This window comes from Ensifer sp. ENS11, from assembly GCF_014851895.1.
Lineage (GTDB): Bacteria > Pseudomonadota > Alphaproteobacteria > Rhizobiales > Rhizobiaceae > Ensifer > Ensifer canadensis.
The window spans coordinates 388,443-409,934 of record NZ_JACVAN010000001.1 but is presented as its reverse complement, the minus strand read 5'-3'; the positions used below and the strand labels follow the sequence as shown (position 1 = coordinate 409,934).

At 63.3% G+C, this 21,492-nt stretch carries 18 protein-coding genes and 1 tRNA gene; 12 read left to right on the top strand and 7 right to left on the bottom strand.

Annotation, left to right across the window (positions count from 1 at the left end):
- Positions 1-105: 105 nt before the first annotated feature.
- On the bottom strand, positions 106-1,131 hold the full coding sequence (locus IB264_RS02040; protein ID WP_025425770.1) for a sugar ABC transporter substrate-binding protein: 1,026 nt from the start codon (positions 1,129-1,131) through the stop codon (positions 106-108).
- A gap of 283 nt (positions 1,132-1,414) precedes the next feature.
- On the opposite strand from IB264_RS02040, the gene IB264_RS02035 reads away from it, so the two are divergent.
- A complete protein-coding gene (locus IB264_RS02035) occupies positions 1,415-2,647 on the top strand; it encodes an ROK family transcriptional regulator (RefSeq protein ID WP_025425769.1) in 1,233 nt (410 codons plus the stop codon).
- Positions 2,647-3,075, top strand: a complete 429-nt coding sequence (locus IB264_RS02030; RefSeq protein ID WP_025425768.1) for an RbsD/FucU family protein — start codon at positions 2,647-2,649, stop codon at positions 3,073-3,075. The genes IB264_RS02035 and IB264_RS02030 overlap by 1 nt, the downstream gene beginning before the upstream one ends.
- Positions 3,076-3,146: 71 nt before the next feature.
- On the opposite strand, the gene IB264_RS02025 is transcribed toward IB264_RS02030, so the two are convergent.
- Positions 3,147-3,569 carry a DoxX family protein gene (locus tag IB264_RS02025; RefSeq protein ID WP_025425767.1) on the bottom strand — a complete coding sequence of 141 codons (423 nt, stop codon included), beginning with the start codon at positions 3,567-3,569 and terminating at the stop codon, positions 3,147-3,149.
- A 265-nt stretch (positions 3,570-3,834) separates the two neighbouring features.
- Between IB264_RS02025 and IB264_RS02020 the strand changes: the two genes are divergently transcribed.
- Positions 3,835-4,539: a Crp/Fnr family transcriptional regulator gene (locus IB264_RS02020; protein ID WP_025425766.1), complete on the top strand. Its 705-nt coding sequence runs from the start codon at positions 3,835-3,837 to the stop codon at positions 4,537-4,539.
- A 5-nt stretch (positions 4,540-4,544) separates the two neighbouring features.
- On the top strand, positions 4,545-6,419 hold the full coding sequence (locus IB264_RS02015; RefSeq protein ID WP_025425765.1) for a CHASE2 domain-containing protein: 1,875 nt from the start codon (positions 4,545-4,547) through the stop codon (positions 6,417-6,419).
- A gap of 68 nt (positions 6,420-6,487) precedes the next feature.
- Here IB264_RS02015 and IB264_RS02010 read toward each other — a convergent pair whose 3' ends face one another.
- Positions 6,488-7,108 carry a FecR domain-containing protein gene (locus IB264_RS02010; protein WP_025425764.1) on the bottom strand — a complete coding sequence of 207 codons (621 nt, stop codon included), beginning with the start codon at positions 7,106-7,108 and terminating at the stop codon, positions 6,488-6,490.
- 231 nt (positions 7,109-7,339) lie between these two features.
- Here IB264_RS02010 and IB264_RS35535 point away from each other — a divergent pair, with 231 nt between their 5' ends.
- From IB264_RS35535 to IB264_RS01970, 8 genes are all read left to right on the top strand, one after another.
- The gene (locus tag IB264_RS35535) at positions 7,340-8,200 is read left to right on the top strand and encodes a tetratricopeptide repeat protein (RefSeq protein ID WP_025425763.1); all 861 of its coding nucleotides are present in this window, start codon (positions 7,340-7,342) and stop codon (positions 8,198-8,200) included.
- A 129-nt stretch (positions 8,201-8,329) separates the two neighbouring features.
- Positions 8,330-9,136 (top strand): phosphodiesterase, encoded by an 807-nt coding sequence (locus tag IB264_RS02000; RefSeq protein WP_025425762.1) that lies wholly within the window; start codon positions 8,330-8,332, stop codon positions 9,134-9,136.
- 310 nt (positions 9,137-9,446) lie between these two features.
- Entirely contained in the window at positions 9,447-9,761 is a 315-nt protein-coding gene (locus IB264_RS01995; protein WP_025425761.1) for a YkgJ family cysteine cluster protein, read from the top strand.
- 189 nt (positions 9,762-9,950) lie between these two features.
- Positions 9,951-13,658 carry a trifunctional transcriptional regulator/proline dehydrogenase/L-glutamate gamma-semialdehyde dehydrogenase gene (gene putA / locus IB264_RS01990; protein ID WP_025425760.1) on the top strand — a complete coding sequence of 1,236 codons (3,708 nt, stop codon included), beginning with the start codon at positions 9,951-9,953 and terminating at the stop codon, positions 13,656-13,658.
- 170 nt (positions 13,659-13,828) lie between these two features.
- Positions 13,829-14,413: a YigZ family protein gene (locus IB264_RS01985; protein ID WP_025425759.1), complete on the top strand. Its 585-nt coding sequence runs from the start codon at positions 13,829-13,831 to the stop codon at positions 14,411-14,413.
- A gap of 97 nt (positions 14,414-14,510) precedes the next feature.
- A complete protein-coding gene (locus tag IB264_RS01980) occupies positions 14,511-15,497 on the top strand; it encodes an aldo/keto reductase (protein WP_025425758.1) in 987 nt (328 codons plus the stop codon).
- A 204-nt stretch (positions 15,498-15,701) separates the two neighbouring features.
- Entirely contained in the window at positions 15,702-16,139 is a 438-nt protein-coding gene (locus IB264_RS01975) for a DUF1810 domain-containing protein (protein ID WP_198956827.1), read from the top strand.
- Positions 16,140-16,731: 592 nt separating this feature from the next.
- Positions 16,732-17,202 (top strand): aminoacyl-tRNA deacylase, encoded by a 471-nt coding sequence (locus IB264_RS01970; RefSeq protein WP_025425755.1) that lies wholly within the window; start codon positions 16,732-16,734, stop codon positions 17,200-17,202.
- Positions 17,203-17,361: 159 nt separating this feature from the next.
- Here the strand turns inward: IB264_RS01970 and IB264_RS01965 are convergent.
- The 4 genes from IB264_RS01965 to IB264_RS01950 form a co-directional block, all read right to left on the bottom strand.
- Positions 17,362-17,438, bottom strand: a tRNA-Arg gene (locus tag IB264_RS01965).
- Positions 17,439-17,599: 161 nt separating this feature from the next.
- Entirely contained in the window at positions 17,600-19,081 is a 1,482-nt protein-coding gene (locus IB264_RS01960) for a HAMP domain-containing sensor histidine kinase (RefSeq protein WP_025425754.1), read from the bottom strand.
- A 22-nt stretch (positions 19,082-19,103) separates the two neighbouring features.
- Positions 19,104-20,528, bottom strand: coding sequence for an NAD(P)/FAD-dependent oxidoreductase (locus tag IB264_RS01955; RefSeq protein ID WP_025425753.1), 1,425 nt, complete (start codon positions 20,526-20,528; stop codon positions 19,104-19,106).
- Positions 20,529-20,544: 16 nt separating this feature from the next.
- Positions 20,545-21,345: a TVP38/TMEM64 family protein gene (locus IB264_RS01950; RefSeq protein ID WP_025425752.1), complete on the bottom strand. Its 801-nt coding sequence runs from the start codon at positions 21,343-21,345 to the stop codon at positions 20,545-20,547.
- Between the last annotated feature and the right edge of the window lie 147 nt (positions 21,346-21,492).

Genomic DNA, 21,492 nt, shown 5'->3' with positions numbered 1-21,492 from the left:
AAGCTGCGCGGTTTTCGTCGCCTTGTCAAAGACATCGACGCTTACGCGAAGGGCGGCCCGGGCCGCCCTTCCGTTGCTGCTCATGCGTTCGAAGAACGGGAGCGATCAGCCCCAGCACTTCTCCGTGCCGACCTTGACGTCGATCGATTCGACGCCGGCAGCCGGCTTGTCGGTGACGAGCGAAACGCCGGTGTCGAAGAAGTCCTTGCCTTCGGTCGGCTTCGGCTTTTCGCCGCTGTCGGCGAACTTCTTGATCGCCTCGATGCCGAGCGCCGCCATCATCAGCGGATACTGCTGCGAGGTCGCGCCGATGACGCCTTCGGCCACCGACTTGACGCCGGGGCAACCGCCGTCAACCGATACGATCAGCACGTCCTTTTCCTTGCCAACGGCTTTCAGCGCCTGGTAGGCGCCGACGGCGGCCGGCTCATTGATGGTGTGGATCACGTTGATATCAGGATCCTTCTGCAGAAGGTTTTCCATCGCCTTGCGGCCACCTTCTTCGTTGCCGTTGGTGACGTCGTGGCCGACGATGCGGGCATCATCCTCGTCGCCGATCTTGTTAGGATCTTTCGGGTCGATGCCGAAGCCGATCATGAAGCCCTGGTCGCGCAGGACGTCAACGGTCGGCTGCGACGGTATCAGATCGAGGAAGCCGACCTTGGCGGTCTTGGCGCCCTCGCCCATCGTGGCGGCGGCCCATTGGCCGATCAGCTTGCCGGCGAGCAGGTTGTCTGTAGCGAACGTCGCGTCGGCGGCGGTGGCCGGATCAAGCGGCGTATCGAGCGCGATCACCAGAAGACCGGCCTCCTGCGCCTTCTTCACCTGGTCGACGATTGCCTTCGTGTCGGAAGCGGCGATCAGGATGCCCTTGGCGCCATCGGCGATGCAGGATTCGATCGCAGCCACCTGGCTGTCATGGTCGCCGTCGATCTTGCCGGCATAGGACTTCAGCGTGACGCCGAGTTCCTGGGCCTTGGCGGTAGCGCCTTCCTTCATCTTGACGAAGAAGGGGTTGGTATCGGTCTTTGTAATCAGGCAGGCGCCGATATCGGCGGCCTGTGCCGGAGCGGCAAAAACGACGCCGAGCGACAGCACGCCGAACGCGGCGGAGAGAACAGTCTTCTTCATGTAATCCTCCCAAGGATGAAAAACGTGCCGGTGGACCGGCCCAGGCCTCGCCGCCACAGCATTCTCCTCTGCTGCAGCAGGCGCTTCCGGATCAAAAACAAACATTAAATTTCGGGGGTGTCAATAAATAAATCAAATTGAATTATTATTTCGATGTGGCATTCTCTGGATAACAGCGATCCGAGGCCATCCGGGCCGTCGCGCAAATTGACAGGTCCGCCCAGAGCGGAAACAACAGACCCGCGCCAAGCGGGCACCAATGCCAACGGGAGGAGACGGTGGCATGTCATTGACAGACGGCCCCGACAGGGGACCGATACAACCTGAGGTCATCGACCCGAGCGGCGGGGCGAACCAGACGCGCGTGCGCGCCTACAACGAGAGGCTGGTGATGTCGCTGGTGCGGCGTCACGGCGAGCTGTCGAAGGCGGATATCGCCAGACGCTCCGGCCTTTCGGCGCAGACCGTTTCCGTCATCATGCGGGCGCTCGAAAGCGATGGCCTCTTGGTGCGCGGCGCGCCGGTGCGCGGCCGTGTCGGCCAGCCGTCGACGCCGATGCGGCTCAACCCGGATGCGGTGTTTTCCTTTGGGGTGAAGATCGGGCGTCGAAGTGCCGACCTGGTGCTGATGGATTTCGTCGGCAATATCCGCCTGCACCTGCACCAGATCCATGCCTATCCGCTGCCCGGCGAACTGGTCGACTTCATCGTCGGCGGCATCGAGAAACTCGAGGCGCAACTGAGCCCAGAGGAGCGCAAGCGCATCGCTGGGGTCGGTATCGCCACGCCCTTCGAACTGTGGAACTGGGCGGAAGAAGTCGGCGCCCCGCGGGAAGAAATGAACCGGTGGCGCGAGGTGGACCTGCAGGCGATCGTGGCCCAACGCACCCGCCACCCGGTGTTCCTGCAGAATGACGGCACCAGCGCCTGCGGCGCCGAACTCGCCTTCGGCGTCGGCGCCAGCTATCCCGACTTCGTCTATTTCTACATCGGCTCGTTCATCGGCGGCGGCATCGTCATCAATTCCGCGCTCTTTTCCGGCCGCACCGGCACCGCCGGCGCCGTCGGCCCGCTGCCGGTTTCCGGCAAGGACGGCAAGACCATCCAGCTCCTGAAGATCGCCTCGGTCTTCGTGCTCGAAAACCTGCTGCGCGAACGCGGCATCGATCCGAAGCCGCTGTGGTATTCGGCCGACGACTGGATCGATTTCGGTGAGCCACTCACGATCTGGATCGACGACAGTGCGGCAGCCCTTGCCCAGGCGGTCGTCTCCGCCGCCTCGATCATCGACTTCTCCGCCGTTGTCATCGACGGCGGCTTCCCGCCCTGGGTCCGCGCCCGGCTTTTGACGGCAACGCGCAAGGCGCTCTACGACCTCGACCTGCAGGGCGTGACGATCCCGGAACTGGTCGAAGGTTTGGTCGGCAGCCATGCCCGCGCCATCGGCGGCGCGAGCCTGCCGTTGTTCTCCCGCTACCTGCTCGACACCAACGTCCTCTTCAAGGAGCTCAGCTGATGCTGAAAGGCATAGACCCGATCCTCAGCCCCGAATTGCTGGCGACGCTTAGGGCAATGGGCCATGGCGACGAGATTGCGCTGGTCGACGGCAACTATCCCGGCCAGGAACATGCTCGCCGGCTGGTTCGGCTCGACGGCCACGGGCTGATCCCGGTGCTGGACGCCATTCTCAGCGTGATGCCGATCGACGATTTCGTGCCGGCGGCGATCTTCCGCGCTACAGTCAAGCAGGACCGGGACGCGCTAGATCCCGTCCACCGGGAGATCATTGATTGCTGCGGCAGGCATGAGCCGGCACGAACGGTCGTGCCCCTGCTCGGCCCGGAATTCTATCCGCGGGTGCAAGCGGCGCACACGGTGGTGCAGACCAGCGAACCGCGGCTTTACGGCAACGTCATCCTGCGCAAGGGCGTGATCTATCCCTGACGGATCGGGCGACAAAACGAAAAACCCGCCGGCGGAACCGGCGGGTTTTTTCGTTTCATGTCTGGAATGTCTTAGGCGCGACGTGCGTCGATCGACAGTGCGCCCGGGCCGAAGGCGGCAAGCACCAGGAAGCCGCCGGCAACCGAGATGTTCTTCATCATCATCAGGCCGTTGAAGACGCTCAGCAGGCCGTTGGCTTCCGGCGGGAACGTCGGAATGTTGATTGCGCCGCTGTGGAAGACGAAGGCGGTGACCAGGCAGAACAGAGCCAGCAGGTAGGCTGCAATCTTCGTCTGGAAGCCGACCAGAACGGCAAGACCGCCGATCAGCTCGAAAGCGCCGGCGAGATAGGCAAGCGCGGTTGCTGCCGGCCAGCCGGCATTAGCAATCATTCCGGCGGTGCCGGCGGGATCAGTCAGCTTGCCGAAGCCAGCGGTGATGAACATGATCGAAAGGAGAATGCGCCCGATGAGGACGACGACATTCTGAGACATGCGAGGCTCCTGTGAGAAACGAGTGTTGGCAGCAGAAGTATCAGCATTTTCAAATTCATCTAGCCGCACGCCCGGCGACAGATCGTTCACAACGTAGAGACAACCGGGATTTATCGTCAACCGACATTTGAGCCGCGGCCCAGTCTGTGCAGTGCTTTTCGTCCTAGCGAGCGCTGGTTCGGCCACAAGTGTTCTTTTCTGTTGCAAGGACGGGGCTGCTGGGTGAAATTCAGGCGCGGCAGGGGACGCCGCGCGGGGGCATCTCATGAACGAAATCAACAGGAGCCCGGCCTTCTGGCACTCATTCGCGATCTTCGAAGGGTTCGACAAGAAAACGATCGAGGATCTCGCCGATATCGCCACCTATCGAAAGTGGCCGGCCGGCACGGTGATCTTCCAGCGTGGCGACGAAGGCAACTATATGATCGTGGTCATATCGGGCCGCATCAAGCTTTCTCTGATCACACCGCAGGGCCGCGAACTGATGCTGCGCCAGCATGAAGCCGGCGCGATCTTCGGCGAGATGGCGGTGCTCGACGGCCAGACGCGGTCGGCAGACGCCACGGCGCAGACGGCGTCCGAAGGCTACGTGATCGGCAAGAAGGCGTTTCTCGATATGGTCACTACCCGGCCGGCGGCAGCTGAGTCCGTCATCCGCTTTCTCTGCGCCCAGCTGCGCGACACCACCGAGCGGCTGGAAACCATCGCGCTCTATGACCTCAACGCCCGCGTTGCGCGGTTCTTCCTGGCCACACTCCGGCAGATCCACGGCAACGAGCTTCCCGAAAGCGCCAATCTGCGGCTGACGATGAGCCAGACGGATATCGCCGGCGTTCTCGGCGCCAGTCGCCCCAAGGTCAACCGGGCCATTCTGTGGCTAGAGGAGAGCGGCGCCATCAAGCGGGGAGAAGGGATCATCGCCTGCAAGGTCGGCCGGCTGCTGAGCATCGCCGATCCTGAAGAGGATTAGGCGGCATGACCGTGCAACCTCGCCGGCAATTTCGCTTCACTCCGCTCGCCGGCGGGATCCTGACGAGCCTGATCGTCGCATTGGCACTCTATTTCTATGCGGAACCGGTATTCGAAACGCAGCGGGAGCTGTTCTTCGACCGCCTGATGCAATGGGTGCCGTCACCGCAATCGCCCGACATCGTCGTCGTCGATATCGACCGGGCGGCCTACCAATCCCGGCCTGATGGAGACTGGGACAGGGCGGCAACCGCCGAACTCCTATCCGGACTGACCGTGGCCGGCGCCAAGGTCATCGCCGTCGACTTCGTCTTCAGTTCCGATTGTGCGGCAGAGCTGCCAGGCAATACATCGCTTTCGCAAGCGCTTTCGAAGACCCCCGTCGTTCTCGGCTTTCTCATTGCCGATACGCTGCAGGAGCGCCCTCGCCCGGCTCCGCCACTGGCGTTGAGCCGCCCCTTCGCAGCACCGGAACTCTGGTTCCTCGACGGCGCGGAAACCTCCTGCCCTTCCTTCATGGATCACGCCAAGGCGGCGGCCGCATCATTTCTTGTCGGCGACGAGGATGCCCGTATCCGACGGGTGCAGGCTTTCGCTGTTCTCGGCGAAGAGGCCTATCCGACGCTTGCGATCGAGGCGACGCGGCTGATGATGGGTGCAGGAACGCCGATACTCGGCGGCGACCCAGCCTGGCTGCGGCTCGACAGGCAGGTGATCACACTCGACGATACCGGCAGCCTGCGCTTCGTCGCGAGCACCCCTGACTTGATCGCCGCCCGGACCATTTCGGCAGCCGACGTTCTCTCAGGGAAAGCAGGCAGCGACAGGTTTGCGGGCAAACTCGTCTTCATCGGCAGCAGCCTGCCCAATCTCGGCGGCCTCCGGCCGAGCGCCTCAATGCCGCTCGAGCCCTCGGTTCAGATCCATGCCGATATCGCCAATGCGATCGCCACCGGTTTCATTCCACGGCGTGACGCGCGGCTTCCCGTCATCGAGGCCCTGTTCTCGCTGGCAGCGGGCATTGCCGCCGCCTATGGCGCGGCAAGGCTCCGGCCGATGACATCGGCCGTGCTCGGCATCGTCGCGGTTGCCGTCGTCGTCGCGGCGACTGCCGCGATCTACCGCACCAGCGGCTGGCTCGTCGATGCAGTGAGCATTTCAGTCGCACTTGCTGCCGTGCTGGCAGTGACCAGCACGCTGCAGTTCGCCCATGTCAGGCGGGCGGAAGCGACGGCGCGGGAAAAATTCTCGCAATACCTGCCGCAATCCGTCGTCGCGCGCTACATCGACAATCCAGGTGCTGCCCGGGTTGCGGGCGAGGAACGGGCGGTGACGGCGCTGTTCACCGACATCGAGAGCTTTTCGACGCTTTCGCAAAAACTCGGGCCGCGCGACCTCATCGCCCTGCTCGATATCTATTTTACCGAGGTCAACGGGCTGGTAGCGCAATATGGCGGCATGGTCGACAAGGTGGTCGGCGACGCCGTGCACGCCTTCTTCAACGCGCCGGAGGATCTGGCCGATCATGTCGACAAGGCAATCGAATGCGCCAAGGCAATCCATGCGTTGACCGAAGAAATGCGCAGGCGACCGCAGTTTGCCGCACGGGATTTCGGGCGCACGCGCATCGGGGTCGAGACGGGTCAGGCGGTGCTTGGCGAAGTCGGCGCCGGCGGCAAGCTCGACTACACCGCCCATGGCGACGCCATCAACCTTGCAGCGCGACTGCAGGAGGCAAACAAATTTCTGGGCACGGCCATCTGCGTCGGCCCGGCTGCAGCAGCTGAAAGCAAGCAACGGCTTCGCTCGCTCGGCAGCCATGAAATCCGCGGCTTTGCCACGATGGAACTCTTCACAGTCGCCGACCCTGAACAGGTGTAGCGCCACTGCAGAATTCCATGGTCGGCATCGATTGAGGCAGAGAATTGCTCCTCGTGGTGCTGCCGACGCTACTGTTGGCCAACACTGGCATAGGCTTCCCGGATCCGCGCCTGTCCCCAGTTGACGGGGTCGCTCGGCGCGTCGCCTCGCTGTCGGAACTCGACGCCCTGCCCCGCAGCGACAATCTGCGTTACGCCGCCCGCGGCGACCGCAACGCTGCCATGCTCGACGAAGACGGCGAAGGCGACACGGCTCGGGCCGCAAAAGAACTTGGTGCCGCGCACGCCGATCATGCCGAAAGCGGTCCTGACGGCAACATCGACCTTGGGCAGCCCCTCGGGGCGGTCGAATACCATTCGGCCGATGCCGAGTTCGAGCGTACCGCCCTGGCCGGCAATGAAGCTGTCGACCAGCAGATCGGTCTCAGCACCCAAGAGGACGCGGGTGTCGGCACCAAGCGCCAGGGTTGCGAAACTTTCGGCCTCGGTGCGCACATGATCGTTGTCGAAGATCTGCGCACCGACAGCCAGAGCCTCTTCCTGCTCAGTCTGTCGACGACGAACGTCGCCGCGGATTTCCGTTGCCTTGCCGATCACCGGGCTCGCCATGGTCGTTGCCACGCCGCCGCCCATGGCCGCCAACAACAGGCCACCAACGACGACGCGCCTGCTCACCAGCATCTGCCGCACCAGCTCCCGGTCCATCATGGTCCTTCTCCCTGTTCGACGCGTTCGAGCCCTCGAGCGTCCGGCTTTCCCAAAGGATATCCCCGATATCAGCGGAAACAAGCCGAACGCGCAATGGTGCGTTCCTTGCCACCTCTCCACTTCGCCAGAGCCCCAGCAATCCGGCTGTTACCGCCGGAACAGGCAGTGCGAACCCACCGGGCTAAGTTCGCGTCAAGAGACGGGGAGAGCATCATGGAAAATCAGCGCAAAACAGGCATTCGCATCTTCAACGCATTGCTTCTCGCCATCGTCAGCTTCCTGGCGCTTGCGGCAATCGCGCTTCCTCCCGCCCGTGCGGCAGAACTTTCGGCCGTCGACATCTGCGACCGCGAGGCGGGCAGCATCTTCGACCTGCAGCGCAACCAGGCCTTCCCGGCAGTTGCGACCGAGGACATGAAGATCGGTATCGCCCTTTCGGCCTGCCGCGAGGCCTATAACCAGCATGCCGGCGCCCGCATCGAGTTCCAGTTGGCCCGCGTGCTCGACAAGGCCGGCCAGAAGATCCAGTCGCTGCGCATCCTCAGCGAAGCGGCCGAACACGGCCATGCGCTGGCGATGACCAACTATGCGGTGCTTGTCGGCGAACAGGGCGACATCAAGACCGAATTCGCGCTCAACCAGAAAGCCGCCGCAGCCGGCAATATCCTCGCTGCCTATAATCTCGGCGTCGCCTACCGCGACGGCATGGGCACCGCCGCCAACGGCAAGCTCGCCATCGAATGGTTCGAGCGGGCGACGCTCGCCGGCGATGACATCGCCGCATTCAACCTCGCGGTCATCCTGGATGAAGGCAAGCTGGTGCCGGAAGACAACGCCAGGGCCGCGCGCTTCTATCGCCTCGCCGTCGAGCGCGGCAATGTCGACGCGATGGTCAATCTCGGCCTGATGCTGGAGACCGGCGAAGGCGTAACCAAGGATTCATCGGCCGCGCGCGCCATCTTCCGCAAAGCCGCGGCCGAGGGCGACGCCTTTGCTGAGCGCAAGTTCGCCGAACTCAGCGGCGGCAGCAATTTCGAGACGGCCATGCTCGACAAGACCAGCCGCATCAAGTGACGCATTGCGAGCCGACCTCAACCGGTCGGTCCGCGTTATGTCCCGACAGGTTCCCCCCAAAGATGCAGCTTGACGTGCAGCCGGGCGCACTACAGCGTGGCGGGAAGACACCCCTCGCCTGGAAATGTAATGACGAAACTGATTATCTTTACCGACCTGCACATGGTGCCCGAGGGCACGACGATCATCGGCCTCGATCCCTACCAGCGCCTGGCCAACGGTATCGCACATGTGAACCGCTACCACGCGGATGCCGACCGGGTGATCTTCACCGGCGACCTCGCGCATCATGCCGACCGCGCCTCCTACGAGCGGCTGAAAACGCTGACCGATCAATTGCTGCCTCCGGCCGCCATCATGATCGGCAACCACGACCGGCGCGACGTGTTTCTCGACGTCTTTGCAGACGCCGTAACGGACGACGATGGCTTCGTGCAGCAAGTGGTCGACTTTGGCGATTGCCGGGCGATCCTGCTCGACACGCTGTTTGCGCCGCCCTACGACTACCCCAACAGCCATGCCGGGCTCCTGTGCCAGAAACGCCTTACCTGGCTCGATCGCCAATTGGCAGAAGCCGGCGACAGGCCGGTGCTCATCTTCATGCATCATCCCCCGCACGCCACCGGCTTCACCGGCATGGACATGATCCGCCTCGTCAACGAAGTGGAATTTTATGCGCTCGTGAAGAACCACGGCAATGTGCGCCACATCTTCGCCGGCCATGTGCACCGCACGATCAGCGGTTCCAGCCGCGGCATACCCTTCTCTGTCTTCAAGAGCCCGGTGCACCAGCAGCCGATGCCGTTCGATGCGCCGGATGCCTCGCTCTCAGTCGATGAACCAGCAGCCTACGGCATTGCCGTGGTGACGAAGGATGGCGTTCTCGTTCATACCGAGGATTACGAAATCGCCCGCCGGGACGCTGCCTTCGCCTGATACCAACCTGCACGGATATTGACCCATTGAGCCGGCGCGATTTTGGTTTCCTGTAAGGAGAAAACCGGAGCCGGACCACGCGGTCCGGTGAGGATTGTCGACGCTATCAGGAGGCCAAAAGCGCCCGGCCCTTCGGATGGGCCGCCTGTCGGCCACCGGCAGCCTCGCAATCCTCGACCGATGTCCAGGCATCGCTCTAAGGTCCGCTCCTTCCCGGACGACCGCAGACGGTCCCACGCAGTGGGCCAATATCCGTGCAGGTTGGTATGAGGGGCATTCCGGCCGCCGGGCCTTCATGCTAGGTTGGCCCATGACCCAAACCACCGCCACCGATGAAATCCTCGACTGTCAGAGCTGCGGCGCCTGCTGCGCCTACTCCTCCGACTGGCCGCGATTCTCGATGGAGACGGACGAGGAACTCGACCTGATACCGGAAGAGTACGTCGCCGCCGACCTCGGCGGCATGCGCTGCGAAGACAACCGTTGCACGGCACTCGGCGGCAAGCTCGGGGTGCATGTCGCCTGCAAGATCTACGCTGTGAGGCCGATCGTCTGTCGCACCTGCATGCCCGGTGACGACGAGTGTCTGATGGCGCGCGAACGGCACTTCGGGCAGGCCGCGTAGAACTTCGGATCATCCGGCACTCAAGCCTACATTCCGTATCCCCATCGGTTTGCCGGCACTGCGATAGTGAAACATTCCGAGAATGACGAAATTTGCCGGATGGATGTTCGGCGGGACGACGCGTATTTTCTGCCCACGAAATCCAAGGCGCATTGCGCCTTGTCACCGCCTTCCGGAGGACCGCGTTCGATGAGCCAGACCCAGCTTCAAAAATCCAGCCCAAAGGCCGATGCGGCCCCGGCCCCCTTTGCCGACTTCGCACCGCCGATCCGCGCGCAAGGCACGCTGCGCCAGGCGATCACCGCCGCGTACCGCCGGCCGGAAACCGAAGCGCTGCCGCCGCTCGTCGAAGCAGCAACGCTTCCGGCCGAGACACAGAAGGCAGCCGCCAGAACCGCCCGCAAGCTGATCGAGGCCCTGCGCGCAAAACATAAAGGTTCCGGCGTCGAAGGACTGGTGCACGAATACTCGCTGTCGAGCCAGGAAGGTGTGGCGCTGATGTGCCTGGCCGAGGCGCTGCTGCGCATTCCCGACACGGCAACGCGCGACGCGCTGATCCGCGACAAGATTTCCGACGGTGACTGGAAGTCGCATCTGGGCGGTGGCCGCTCGCTGTTCGTCAACGCCGCGACCTGGGGTCTGGTCGTGACCGGCAAGCTGACGTCGACGGTCAACGACCGCAGCCTTTCGGCCGCGCTGACGCGCCTGATCGCCCGCTGCGGCGAACCGGTGATCCGCCGCGGCGTCGACATGGCGATGCGGATGATGGGCGAACAATTCGTCACCGGCGAAACCATCGACGAGGCGCTGCGCCGCTCGCGCGCGCTCGAGCAGAAGGGTTTCCGCTACTCCTACGACATGCTGGGCGAAGCCGCGACCACGGCTGAAGACGCCGAGCGCTATTACAAGGACTACGAAACGGCGATCCATGCCATCGGCAAGGCATCGGCCGGACGCGGCATCTACGAAGGCCCCGGCATCTCCATCAAGCTTTCGGCGCTGCATCCGCGCTACGTGCGCGCGCAGTCGGCCCGCGTCATGGAAGAGCTTCTGCCGAAGGTGAAGGCACTCGCGGTCATTGCCAAGAAGTACGACATCGGCCTCAACATCGACGCCGAGGAAGCCGACCGGCTGGAGCTTTCGCTCGACCTGCTCGAAGAACTGTGCCTCGACAAGGATCTCGCCGGCTGGGACGGCATGGGCTTCGTGGTCCAGGCCTATGGCAAGCGTTGCCCCTTCGTGCTCGACTTCATCATCGACCTCGCCCGCCGCGCGAGCCGCCGCATCATGGTCCGGCTGGTCAAGGGCGCCTATTGGGACGCCGAGATCAAGCGCGCGCAGCTCGACGGCCTGGAAGACTTCCCCGTCTACACCCGCAAGATCTACACCGACGTTTCCTACATCGCCTGCGCCCGCAAGCTGCTGGCAGCAACCGACGTGATCTTCCCGCAGTTTGCCACCCACAACGCTCAGTCGCTCGCCACCATCTACGAACTGGCCGGCAAGGACTTCCAGGTCGGCAAGTACGAGTTCCAGTGCCTGCACGGCATGGGCGAACCGCTCTACGACGAAGTCGTCGGCAAGGGCAATCTCGACCGGCCGTGCCGCATCTATGCGCCCGTGGGCACGCACGAGACGCTGCTGGCCTACCTGGTGCGCCGCCTGCTTGAAAACGGCGCCAACTCTTCCTTCGTCAACCGCATCGCCGACCCGAAGGTCTCAATCGACGAACTGGTTGCCGATCCGGTCGACATCGTGCGCGCCATGCCTGTCGTCGGCGCGACGCACGCGCAGATCGCCCTGCCGGTCGGTTTGTTCGGCGATGCACGCCCGAACTCCGGTGGTCTCGACCTTTCCAACGAAACCTCGCTCGCATCGCTAACCGAAGCGCTCAAGGCCAGTGCTGCCATCGACTGGCGCGCGGTGCCGCAACTGGCAACCGGTCCTGCATCGGGCGAGACCCGCCCGGTCGTCAACCCCGGCGACCACCGCGATATCGTCGGCGCCGTCACCGAGACATCGGAAGCGGACGCCCGCCAGGCCGCAAGCCTTGCCGCGAAGGCCGCCTCGAGCTGGTCGGCGGTTTCACCGGCAGAGCGTGCAGCCTGCCTCGTGCGTGCAGCCGACATCATGCAAGCCCGCATGCCGACTTTGCTCGGCCTGATCGTGCGCGAAGCCGGCAAGTCGCTGCCGAACGCCATCGCCGAAGTGCGCGAAGCGATCGACTTCCTGCGCTACTATGCCGAACAGACCCGCCGCACACTCGGTCCTGCTCATAAGGCGCTCGGACCAATCGTCTGCATCAGCCCGTGGAACTTCCCGCTGGCGATCTTTGCCGGCCAGATTGCCGCAGCACTCGTCGCAGGTAACCCGGTGCTGGCAAAGCCGGCGGAAGAAACGCCACTGATCGCCGCCGAGGGCGTGCGCATCCTGCACGAAGCCGGCATTCCGGCCGACGCGCTGCAGCTCCTGCCCGGTGACGGTCGCATCGGTGCGGCACTGGTTGCCGCGCCTGAAATCGCCGGCGTGATGTTCACCGGCTCGACCGAAGTCGCACGCCTCATCCAGGCGCAGCTGGCCGACCGGCTGTCGCCGTCGGGCCGGCCGATCCCGCTGATCGCCGAAACCGGCGGCCAGAACGCCATGATCGTCGACAGTTCGGCGCTCGCCGAACAGGTCGTCGGCGACGTGATCGCCTCGGCCTTCGACAGCGCCGGCCAGCGCTGCTCGGCGCTGCGCGTCTTGTGCCTGCAGGAAGATGTCGCCGACCGCATCCTCGCGATGCTGAAGGGCGCGCTGCACGAACTGAAGATCGGCCGCACGGACAAGCTTTCCGTCGACGTCGGCCCTGTCATCACCGCGGAAGCGCAGGGGATCATCGAGAAGCACATCGAAACCATGCGCGGCATGGGTCGCAAGGTCGAGCAGATCGGCCTCGCGTCCGGTACCGAACTCGGTACCTTCGTGCCGCCGACGATTGTCGAGCTCGAAAAGCTCTCCGACCTCAAGCGCGAGGTCTTCGGTCCCGTTCTCCACGTCATCCGCTACCGCCGTGACGATCTCGACCGGTTGATCGACGATATCAACGCGACGGGCTACGGCCTGACCTTCGGCCTGCACACCCGCCTCGACGAGACGATTGCCCACGTCACGTCTCGCGTGAAGGCCGGCAACCTCTACGTCAACCGCAACGTCATCGGCGCTGTCGTCGGCGTACAGCCCTTCGGCGGTCGTGGCCTCTCGGGCACCGGCCCGAAAGCAGGCGGTCCGCTCTATCTCGGCCGCCTCGTCGCCACCGCCCCGGTGCCGCCGCAGCACAGCTCCGTCCACACCGATCCGGCGCTGCTCGACTTCGCCAAATGGCTCGACGGCAAGGGTGTCAAGGCGGAAGCCGAAGCCGCCCGCACAGCCGGCAGCAACTCGGCCCTCGGCCTCATCTCCGAGCTTCCAGGCCCGGTTGGCGAGCGTAACCTCTATGCGCTGCATCCTCGCGGCCGCGTGCTCCTGGTGCCAGCCACCGAGACCGGCCTCTATCGCCAGCTCGGCGCGGCACTGGCGACCGGCAACACCGTCGTCATCGACGCGGCGTCGGGCCTGCAGTCCTCGCTGAAGACCTTGCCGGCAAGTGTTTCCACCCGCCTGTCCTGGTCGAAGGATTGGTCGGCGGACGGCCCCTTCGCCGGTGCACTGGTCGAAGGCGACGGCGAGCGTGTGCGTGAGGTGAACAAGGTGATCGCCGGCCTGCCGGGTCCGCTGGTTCTGGTCCAGGCCGCCTCGACTGACGAGATCGGCCGCAACCCCGACGCCTATTGCCTCAACTGGCTCTTGGAAGAGGTGTCTACCTCGATCAACACCGCCGCTGCCGGCGGCAATGCCAGCCTGATGGCGATCGGCTGAGCCGGCCTGCATCAACAAGTACGGCCCTCTCCCCCACGGGGGAGAGGGATAAATCAGTTCTCATTGCTCCGGTCCGCCGCTTCGGACTTTGACGACCGCGCTACCTGCGTGCGCCGGATGGCGCATTTGGCAGCAATCCGCTATCAGCGTTGAACAAACGGAAGCAGCGGATGTTCACCCTCAAGCACACAGAAACCTCGACGCAGGAAATCAAGAAGAGCCGGTTTCTGGCAATCTGCGCGCCCGTGCCCGACGAGCAGGCGGCAAAGGCTTTCCTTGCTGAGCATTCCGATCCCACCGCCAACCACAATTGCTGGGCGTGGCGCATCGGCCAGGCCTATCGCTTCAACGACGACGGCGAGCCGAGCGGGACCGCGGGCAAGCCGATCCTCGCTGCGATCGATGGCCAGTCGCTCGACCGCGTCGTCGTGGTGGTCACCCGCTGGTTCGGCGGCATCCTGCTTGGCAGCGGCGGCCTGATCCGCGCCTATGGCGGCACCGCCGCGCTCTGCCTGCGGGCGGCCGAGAAGATCGAAATGATCGAGACGATACGCACCACCATCGCCTGCGACTTTGCCGATCTGGCGCTGATCAAGGCCCGCCTTCTTGCCCGTGACGTCACGATCTCAGGCGAAACCTTCACCGACAAGGGGCCGGTAATGACGGTCGACATGCGCAAGGACGAAGCAGACGGCATTCTTGCCATGGTCACCGATCTCAGCCGCGGCCGCGCGGTCATTTCGACCGACGATTGATCGCCTTCCCCTTGCCGATCGAACCATCATAAAAGCGACCCGCAAACCGAATAATATTCAATCCGAAAACGATTTCGACGCCAGGGAGATGATCTGCATGAAAACGAGAGTTCTGGGCAAGACAGGTGCGACGATTTCGGAGATCGGCTTCGGCGCCTGGCAGATCGGCGGCTCCTGGGGCGACGTCAGCGAAACGGACGGCAAGCGCGCGTTGAATGCCGCACTCGACAGCGGCGTCACCCTCGTCGACACGGCCGACGTCTATGGTGACGGACGGTCTGAAAAGATCATTGCCGCCGTCCTGAAGGAGCGCGGCGGCGAAAAGCCGTTCGTCGCCACCAAAGCCGGACGCAGGCTGAACCCGCATGTCACCGAAGGCTACACCGGCGCCAATATCGAAGCCTTCATCGATCGCAGTCTTAGCAATCTCGGTATCGAAACGCTGGATCTCGTCCAGCTCCACTGCCCGCCGACCGACGTCTATTACCGTCCGGAGTTTTTCGGTGCGCTCGACCAGCTCATCACCAAGGGCAAGATCCGCAATTACGGCGTCTCGGTCGAGAAGGTCGAGGAAGCGCTGAAGGCGATCGAGTATCCGGGTGTTGCCACCGTCCAGATCATCTACAACATCTTCCGCCAGCGGCCGCAGGATCTGTTCTTCGCGGAAGCCAGGAAGAAGAATGTCGGCGTGATCGTGCGCGTGCCGCTCGCCTCCGGGCTGCTGTCGGGCAAGATTACCCGCGACACGGCGTTTGCCGCCGACGACCATCGCAACTTCAACCGCTTCGGTGAAGCCTTCGATGTCGGCGAGACTTTTGCAGGCGTGCCCTTCGAGACGGCACTGGAAGCCGTCGAGCAGCTTCGCCCGCTGGTGCCCGCAGGCGTGCCGATGGCGCAGTTCGCCCTGCGCTGGATACTGGAGCAGGATGCCGTGTCCGTCGTCATCCCTGGCGCCCGCAATGAGACGCAGGCGCAATCCAATGCGGCTGCCAGCGCGCTGCCTGCCATCGACGAAAAAGCCAAGGCCGCCATCGCCGCGCTTTACGAGCGGCTGGTCAAGGTTCATGTTCATCATCGCTGGTAGGATGTATCGTAGCTGCCAATGGGGCCGCCGCCAATGGGCGCGACCGGCGGCAGCGGACACCACCCGACTGCATGTTTCCTTAAGTCCTATTCGATTTAAGGATAAAAACATGCAGCCATTCAAAGTGCTACAGCGACCTTTGCACGTCTAATAAGACGCGCGGCGCTGTAGCGGGCACACAGGCGCGCCAGGGCGGGAGAAGCGATCATGGCAGACCCTTTCGTGCTGCAGCGCTTTGTCGACGCTCAGGGCCGCGTCCATGCCGCAGCGCTCGACGAATTGCGGCGTGGCCGCAAAGAGACCCACTGGATGTGGTTCGTCTTTCCCCAGCTTGCGGGCCTCGGGCATTCGCCGATGGCCCAGCGCTTCGCCATCTCCGGGCTCGCGGAGGCCAGGGCCTATCTCGCCCATCCAATCCTCGGGCCCAGGCTTGTCGAATGCACCGAGACCGTCAACGGGCTGATCGGGTGTTCGGCACACGAAATCTTCGCAAGCCCTGATGACATGAAATTCCGCTCGTCGATGACGCTGTTTTCGAAGGCCGCAAACACAGGCAGCGTCTTCGGGCAGGCCCTCAGTTTCTATTTTGCCGGGGAAGAGGATCGACGAACGCTCGACCTGCTCGGCCCGCCTTCGCCATGACGGCGCACAAGCGCCAGGGGCATTCAGCCCGCGGATCGCGTTAGACGCCGTGCGCGGCGCTCGCGAGGAAGAACAGGATCACGAAAGCGCAGACGGAAAGCCCGGCTACGATCACCAGCAGCTCTTTCATCATATAACGATACATCGGGCACCTCCTTCCATCAGCCGTACGGCTCCCTTTTATATGGGAATCGGACCGGCCATTTTTCAGTCGCAGGCTTCAAAAGATCGTGAGGATGCCCCCTTTTTCCGGCCGCCGCAGACGCCTCCGGATCGCTCTCTTCCGCCCCCATCAGGCGCAACGCAAGCGCGCAGCCTGTAAGTTACATTATACTAATATATAGATTTATTACAACTGTTCTTACGGCTCCGCCGAGGCGCATCACGATCGGATGGAACGGAGAACCAGCGCGGTTTTTTTTGATCGCGGCGCTAGTGAAGCGCCGACGAAAACGCCTCGCAAACGTAGCCGGATGCTCAATCAACCGAAGCGCGCGCACGCTTGCGACCATAGGCTCGTCGTTGACTTCGCAGGCGATGAGAGGAAAATGTCTTCTTATGCGTCACAACGTAACACAAGGGGCGCCCAACGATGACTATCGCAAGGAAACTTCAGGACTATATCGACGGCGAGGGTGTCGCCTACGACACCGTCGCGCACCATCGTACGGCAACGACCAGCCAGTCGGCGCGCGCCGCGCATGTTCCGGGCAGCAGACTGGCCAAGTCCGTGGTCGTACACCACGAAATGGGGTACGTCCTCGCCGTTGTTCCGAGTACGCACCGGATCGAGCTCTCCACATTGCAGAGTGTTATGAACAGACGCCTTGGCCTCGCCTCGGAGGAGGAGGTCTGTTCGCTTTTCGCCGATTGCGACATTGGCGCGGTGCCGCCGATCGGATCGGCCTACGATGTACCGGTGATCCTCGACGAAAGCCTCGAAGACGCCAGCGACGTCTATTTCGAAGGCGGCGACCACAAGACACTGGTGCACGTCACCGGACCTAACTTTCGCAGCCTGATGAAGGATGCGCAGGTCGCCCGCTTCAGCCACCTGCCGTAGACGCCGCAATCCTGCATCGTACACCTCGCAGAGGACGACGTGGAGTTGGTGCCTGCGGGGGCAAGTCAAAGTGCTACAGCGTCCTTTGCGCGTCCAATAAGACGCGCGACGCTGTAGGGAATGCTGGAGAAGCGCCTTCAGTTAAGGCTTTGAAATTGTTGGCGCACCCGAAGAGATTCGAACTCCTGACCCCCAGATTCGTAGTCTGGTGCTCTATCCAGCTGAGCTACGGGTGCTTGCCTGAAGCGGTCGAACCGCTTGCGTGAGCGGTTCTCTAAAGGGTCCTTTCGGGGATTGCAAGCGCCGCTCGGCAAAAAATTTCATTTTTACGACGACGCGGTTTCAAGCTGTGGATTTTCACGGCGAAATCAGCGCGCAATCTCACCCGCGAACCCCTTCAATGCCGGGCTTTGGAGCGAAATGCATCGAGCGGCACCGGGCGGTCCGGTAATTCGATGCGAAAAAGCGTTCCGGGCGTCGGCTTTTCCACAAGGGCAATCGTTCCCCCATGGGCGAGCACCAATTCGCGTGCAATCGCCAGGCCAAGACCGGTGCCGCCCGAGCGCGCCGAGCCGCGGAAGGCTGCAAAAAGATTTTCGCGGGCCTTTGCCGGCATGCCTGGGCCGGTATCGTCGACGGAAATGGTGACGACACTGCCCATGCGCATCGCCGAAACGCTGACGACGCGTGGCCGCCCGTCCTCGGCCTCGTGATTCGTCAGCGCCTGGACGGCGTTGCGGCAGATATTGTGCACCACCCGGAACAGTTGCTCGCTGTCGGCGTCGACCTCAAGGTCGTCCTGCACCTGGATCTGGAATTCGATGCCGGATTGCGGATCGATCGAAAGCAGCTCGGCGACATCGGAGACCAGCGGCTTGAGGGCGACGAACCGGCGGTGCGGTTCGGCCTCGGTGGTACGGCCATAGGAAAGAACCTCGCGGGTATAGCCGACGGCCCGGTCGATCGCCCGCAGCAGCGTCGGTGCGAAGCGCTTGACGACGGGATCATCGACATCGGCGAGACGGTCGGAGATCAGCTGCGCCGACGACAGGATATTGCGCATGTCGTGGTTGATCTTCGACACCGCCAGGCCAAGCTCGGCAAGGCTCTTCTGCTGCTTCAGCGTCTTCTGCAGCTCGCGCTGCATGCTCGCCAGATGCTGGCCGGCGACCGCGAGTTCGTCGCGCCCCTCCGGCGGAACGAGCACGCGCGCCGGATTGGACGGATCGTTGGAGAATTCCTGCATGCTCGCCGTCATTCGCCGGATCGGCACGATCAGCATCCGGTTGATCGCAAGGAAGATCAACGTCGCGGTAATCAGCGAGATGATGATCGACAGGAAGAACACGTTGCGGGAATAGACGAGCATCGCCTTGTGCAGGCTGGCATCAGCCATGACCAGCTCGATCACCGCGTCGCTTTCACCGAGCGGCCCGTAGACGCGCACCACCCGGTTGCCACCGAACAGCAGCGTATCGAAGGCATCGCGGATCGCCGCCAAGGCGGTGAAATTGGCGGTGTCGTATTCGCCGTCGATCTCTGATGGCATGTCGGCGGCAGCGATCATCCGCGAGGCATCCTTGCGGCGAATGACGATCGCCTTGGTGCCCGTTGCCATCAGCGTGTCGTCCTGCACGTTTCGGGGCAGCTCGACATTCTGCAGGCCGTCGACGACGACGGCGGCGGCAGCGACGGTGTTCAGCCGATCCTGCAGCCAGCGGATGCGCATGTTTGCGACCGACGGCACGAAGATCAGCACCTCGGCCAGCATGACGAAAACGATCGTCAGCAACAGCAGCTTGCCCGAGAGCCCGCGGAGGAAGCCCGCTGCGGTTCGCGGCGCTTCACTCACCGTCGTCGGCTGCGCCTCTTCGCTCATCGTCCCGAAAAATCCCTGTCCGTCAGCCGAAATACCGCAAGGCCCTGATGGCGGACCGCACGACCGCCTTCCTCGCCAAGGGCGCATAATAGGAGATGACCGCCTGTTTTCCAATCTCGGAAAGGGTCGGATAGGGTGCGACATAGCCGCGGACCTGTTTCAGCGTCATGCCGTTGGCGACCGCAAGCGACCACATGTTGATCAGCTCCCCTGCACCTGGGGCGGCAATGCCGACACCGAGGATGCGTCCGCGGCGGCCGGCGACGATCTTGATCACGCCAGCCTCGACCCCGTCCGTGCGGGCACGGTCGCCTGCGGCAAGATCGGTCCTGATGACGTCGACGGCGCCGAATTTTTCCCGCGCCTCCGTCTCGCTCAATCCAACCTCGGCGATTTCCGGATCGGAGTAGGTGACCTTCGGCACAATCGTCCGATCTTCCCGCGCCGGCAATCGAAACAGCATCTGCTGCAGCACCAGCCGTGCATGATAGCTCGCCACATGGGTGAACTGCAGCCCGCCTGCGACATCGCCGATCGCATAGACGCGGCGATTGCTGGTGCGAAGGTTGGGCCCGACCTCTATGCCTTTCGCATTGTGGTCGATGCCGGCGGCGGCAAGGCCGAGCGATGCGTGGTTCGGCCGACGACCGGCGGCAATCAGGAGATCGCTGCCTTCGACCTGGAAAACGCCGCCTCCATTCTCGCATCGCAGAACGACCCGCCCGCCATCCTGCTCGGCGCCAAGGATCGTCGTTGCCTCGTGCAGGACCACGCCCCCGTGCCGAAGTGCGGCAATCGCGATCGATGAAAGCTCGGGATCGGCATCCGAAAGCGCGCGCCGGCTCTCGATGACGGTGACGCCGGCGCCAAGCCGGCGATAGGCCTGCGCCATCTCGATGCCAACAGGACCCGCACCGACAATGATCAAATGGGCCGGAAGCCGGGTCAGATCGAACAGCGTCTCGTTGGTCAGGAACGACACTTTGTCGAGGCCCGGAATATCAGGGATCGCCGGCGACGAGCCGGTGGCGACGACGAAACGGCGGGCGCGGACGAGATGGTCTCCGGCGGCAACGGTATTTTCATCGACGAACCGGGCCGAGGATTGCAGCACCTCGACGCCGAGGCCGGTAAAGCGCTCGACGCTATCGTGCGGAGCGATACCGGCAATGACCTCGTGGATGCGGGCATGAAGGCGTTGATAGTCGACGACGGGTTGGCCAGCGGCCAGACCGAAGCGACCCGCCATACGGATCGCCTGCGCGTGCCTGGCGACGGCAATCAGCGTCTTCGACGGCACGCATCCGTGGTTGAGGCAATCCCCACCCATGGTGCCGCGTTCGATCAGGACCACGGGAACACCGAAGGCGGCGGCACCCGCCGCCACGGAAAGCCCGGCGGCACCGCCACCGATCACGCAGATATCCGGATTGATGACTTTCGCCACGCCTGCCCCGTACCCGTCAAACAGCCTTGCGGCGCGACCATACCCGCTTGAAAGCGAGTGGCAATGCCGCAAACAACGCTAATACCACAAGCGCCAAGGTCAATTTCGGCGTTGCGAAATCCGACACCGACAGCTCGCGGCCAACGGCAGCCGAACTGGCGATCACCTCGTCGAGCCCACCGCCGAGCCAGGCATAGGCGAAGGTGGCGGGAACGATACCGATCAGAGTTGCCATCGCAAACGTTCTCAATCTCACCTCGAAGAAGGCGGGCGCGATGTTGACGACGAAGAACGGGAAGATCGGCGTGAGCCGCAGGACGAGAAGATAGAGAAACGCATTGCGGCAGAAACCATCGGCAAAACGCGCGAGGAATGGCCCGGCACGCCGCCGCAGGAGATCGCCGAACATGCTGCGGGCCGCCAGAAACAACAGGCACGAGCCGAGCGTCGCGGCTGCAACGACGAGAAGGCCGCCACCGGCGCAGCCGAAGAGAAAGCCGGCAAAGATCGTCAGAACCGAAGCAGCCGGGATCGAGAAGACCACCACTGCTACGTAGACCAGGAAAAACAGACCGGCGGCCTGAAGCGGATAGGCTTCGACATAGAGGCGCAACGCCTCACGGTGATGGACGAGTGCGCTCAGAGACAGATAACGCTGAAGTCCGAAGGCATAGGAGGCAAACCCGCCGGCGACAAGAAGGGCCAACAGCACCAGACGCCACGCGACCTTGCCGCGGTCTTCGGGCGAGCCCTCGTCCGGTGCCTCCGACGGCGTTGGACGGGCATCCCCGGCTCTGTTGATGGCGCTTCGGTTCATGTGATTTCGTTTCTTGGAAAAGTCTTTCCTTGCAGTATCGGCAATCCATACCGGAGACCAATAACGAATGGTCGCGTTGCAAAACGACAGCGTGAACGGGCCGACAAGACAACTCACGTTGCCGTTACACGAGAGCGTGGCGGCAAC